This is a genomic window from Plasticicumulans sp., assembly GCF_035331805.1.
Classification (GTDB): domain Bacteria; phylum Pseudomonadota; class Gammaproteobacteria; order Competibacterales; family Competibacteraceae; genus Plasticicumulans.
This window is the reverse complement of record NZ_DAOLKE010000383.1, coordinates 1-3,122: the sequence shown is the minus strand read 5'-3', so window position 1 is coordinate 3,122 and position 3,122 is coordinate 1. Positions and strand designations below refer to the sequence as shown.

Below are 3,122 nucleotides of genomic sequence, written 5' to 3'. Positions count from 1 at the left end.
TCGCGCAGGTGAAGTTCGTGCACACGGTCGCCGCCTGCTACGTGACCGGCGCCTCGTTCGTGCTGGCGGTCAGCGCCTGGTATCTGCTGCGCGGCCGGGTGCGGGCGCTGGCGCGGCGCAGCTTCGCGATCGCCGCGGCCTTCGGGCTGGCGGCGGTGCTGTCGGTGATCACGCTCGGCGACGAGAGCGGTTACGAGCTCGGCAACGTGCAGAAGGTCAAGCTCGCTGCGATCGAATCGATGTGGGAAACCGGGCCGCCGCCGGCGCCGTTCACGCTGTTCGGCATCCCCGACGAACAGGCGATGCGCACCGATCACGCCGTGCGCGTGCCCTGGCTGCTCGGGCTGATCGCGACGCGCTCGATCGACCGGCCGGTGACCGGGCTCAAGGAGCTGATCGCCGGGAGCGAGACCCGCATCCGCCGCGGCCTGATCGCGTATGAGGCCGGCGAGCGCCTGCGGGCCGGCGAGCGCGATGCGCAGCTGCGCGCGCAGTTCGAGCGCCACGCCGGCGACTACGGCTACGCGCTGCTGCTGAAGCGCTACGTCCGCGATCCGCGTCAGGCGGGCGAGGCCGACATCGCCCGCGCCGCGCGCGACACCGTGCCGCGGGTCTGGCCGCTGTTCTGGGGCTTCCGGATCATGGTCGGCTGCAGCCTGCTGATGCTCGGCCTGTACGGCTGGGCCTTCGTCGCCAGTGCCCGCGACCGGCTCGGGCAGCGCGGCCTGCTGCGCGCCGCGCTCTGGGCGTGGCCGCTGCCGTGGATCGCGAGCCAGTGCGGCTGGCTGATCTCCGAATACGGCCGCCAGCCGTGGACGGTCGCCGGCCTGCTGCCGACCTTCCTTGCCGCCTCGGCCCACGATGCCGCAGCGGTCACGGCGTCGCTCGGCGCCTTCATCGGCCTGTACGCGCTGCTGTTCGCGACCGGCATCTTTCTCATCGTGCGCTGTGTGCGCCGCGGCCCGGAGGCGCTTTCCGCATGAACGGCATCGACTACGACCTGCTGCGCCTCGGCGCCTGGGCGCTCGCCGGCCTGAGCCTGTTCGGCTTCGCGCTGACCGCCGGCTTCGATCTCGGCATCGGCACGCTGCTGCCGGTGCTCGGGCGCAGCGACGCCGAACGCGGCCGGCTGATCGGGACCATCGAAGGCCACTGGGAAGGCAACCAGACCTGGTTCGTGGTCGCCGGCGGCCTGCTGTTCGCGCTGTGGCCGCCGGTGTACGCGGTGCTGCTGTCCGGGCTGACGCCGCTGCTGCTGGTCGCGCTGTTCGGGCTGATGCTGCGCCCGGCCGGCTTCGGCTTCCGTCACCAGATCGACGATCCGCGCTGGCGCCGGCTGTGGGATGGCGTGCTCTGCGCCGGCGGCGTGCTGCCGGCGCTGGCCTTCGGCGCGCTGCTCGCGCGGCTGTTCGCCGGCCTGCCGTTTCGCCACGAGGGCGATGCACTGCAGCCGGTGTTCGAGGCCGCACCGGCGCACGCCGCCGCCTGGCTGCCGTTCACCGTGGTCTGCGCCGTGCTGGTGCTGGCGCTGTTCGCGCAGCACGGCGCGGCGCGGCTGCTGTTCAGCGTGCGCGGCGTGCTGCGCTGGCGGGCGCGGCGCATGCTGGGCTGGTCGGCGATCGCGGTGCTGGCGCTGTCGGTCGCAGCGGTCGTGCTGCTCGCGACGCTGCCGGGGCTGCATGCCGCCGGCAGCGACTGGCAGCAGCCGCTGGCCGCCACGCAGCTCAGCTTCGTCAACGGCGCCTGGCTCGATCGCTACGCCGCGCACCCGCTGCTGCTGACGCTGCCGGCGCTGGCGCTCGCCGGCACGCTGGTGGCCGGACTCGCGGCCTGGCGTGACCGCGCGCTGACGGCCTTCCTCGGCTCGACCGTCGCGCTCGCCGGCACGCTCGCCAGCGCCGGCGTGGCGCTGTTCCCGTTCGTGCTGCCGTCGAGCCTCGATCCGGCGGCCAGCCTGTCGCTGTGGAACGCTGCCGCCAGCCCGCTGACGCTGATGTGGCTGTACGCGGCAGCGGCCGTGCTGCTGCCGGTCGTGATCCTCTACACCGCCTGGGCCTACGCGAAGCTGGGTGAACCCGGAACCGGGCCCGAACCCGGCCGCGGCGAGGTCCGGACGCCACAGGAGCACTGACGATGTGGTACTTCACGTGGATGCTCGGGCTCGGCTTCGCGTGCCTGGGCGCGATCGTCAATGCGCTGTGGCTCGAAGCCCGCGGCGGCCTCGATGACGGCGAGGACGAGGCCGCGGGCGGCGGCGGATGAAGCGTCCGCACTCGCCTACAGTCGCCCGCAGGTCCTGCCATCCGCCCGAGGTCATCGCCATGCCGATCCGCCCGTGCCCGCGTGCGTCCCTGTTTCCGCGTCCGGCGGAGGGCAGGGCATGAAGCTCACGCGCACCCCGATCGAACTCGACATCGCCGATCGCCGGCTGTGCGCCGAGCACCTGCGCCCGGACGGCGCGGCCGCCGCGCCGGTGCTGGTGTTCCTGCACGAGGGCCTCGGCAGCATCGCGCAGTGGAAGGACTTCCCGGCCGGGCTCTGCGAGGCCCTCGGCCTGCCCGGCTTCGTCTACGAGCGTCAGGGCTTCGGCAACTCCGCGCCGCTCGACGGCCCGCGCACGCCGCGCTACCTGCACGCCGAAGCCCTCGAAGTGCTGCCGGCGGTGCTGGCCGCCGCCGGCATCCGGGATTACCTGCTGATCGGCCACAGCGACGGCGGTTCGATCGCGCTGCTGCACGCAGCCGGCCACCCGCGCGGGCTGCGCGCGATCGTCACCGAGGCGGCGCACGTGCGCGTCGAGGCGATCACGCTCGCCGGCATCCGCGATGCCGTGCATGCCTGGCAGTCGACCGATCTGCCGGCCAGGCTCGCGCGCTACCACGGCGACAAGACCGTCGCGACCTTCGCCGGCTGGTCCGACGTCTGGCTGTCGGAGTCCTTCCGCGAGTGGGACATCGTCGCCGAACTGCCGGCGATCCGCTGTCCGGTGCTGGCGCTGCAGGGCGCCGATGACGAATACGGCACGCCGAAGCAGCTCGCGTGGATCGCCGGCGCCGTGTCCGGGCCGGTCGACACGCTGCTGATCCCGAAATGCGCGCACATCCCGCATTTCCAGGCACGCC

4 protein-coding genes are annotated in these 3,122 nt (G+C 73.3%); all 4 read left to right on the top strand.

What is annotated here, in order from left to right:
* On the top strand, positions 1-983 hold a 983-nt coding region (locus PKE44_RS17225; RefSeq protein WP_324553724.1), incomplete at its 5' end, for a cytochrome ubiquinol oxidase subunit I.
* Positions 980-2,131: a cytochrome d ubiquinol oxidase subunit II gene (cydB, locus tag PKE44_RS17220; RefSeq protein ID WP_324553722.1), complete on the top strand. Its 1,152-nt coding sequence runs from the start codon at positions 980-982 to the stop codon at positions 2,129-2,131. The genes PKE44_RS17225 and cydB, both read left to right, overlap by 4 nt.
* A gap of 2 nt (positions 2,132-2,133) precedes the next feature.
* Positions 2,134-2,262 carry a cytochrome bd-I oxidase subunit CydX gene (gene cydX, locus PKE44_RS17215; RefSeq protein ID WP_324553720.1) on the top strand — a complete coding sequence of 43 codons (129 nt, stop codon included), beginning with the start codon at positions 2,134-2,136 and terminating at the stop codon, positions 2,260-2,262.
* Between the two features lie 118 nt (positions 2,263-2,380).
* Positions 2,381-3,122 (top strand): alpha/beta hydrolase (locus tag PKE44_RS17210; protein WP_324553718.1); only part of this gene is annotated, 742 nt, incomplete at its 3' end.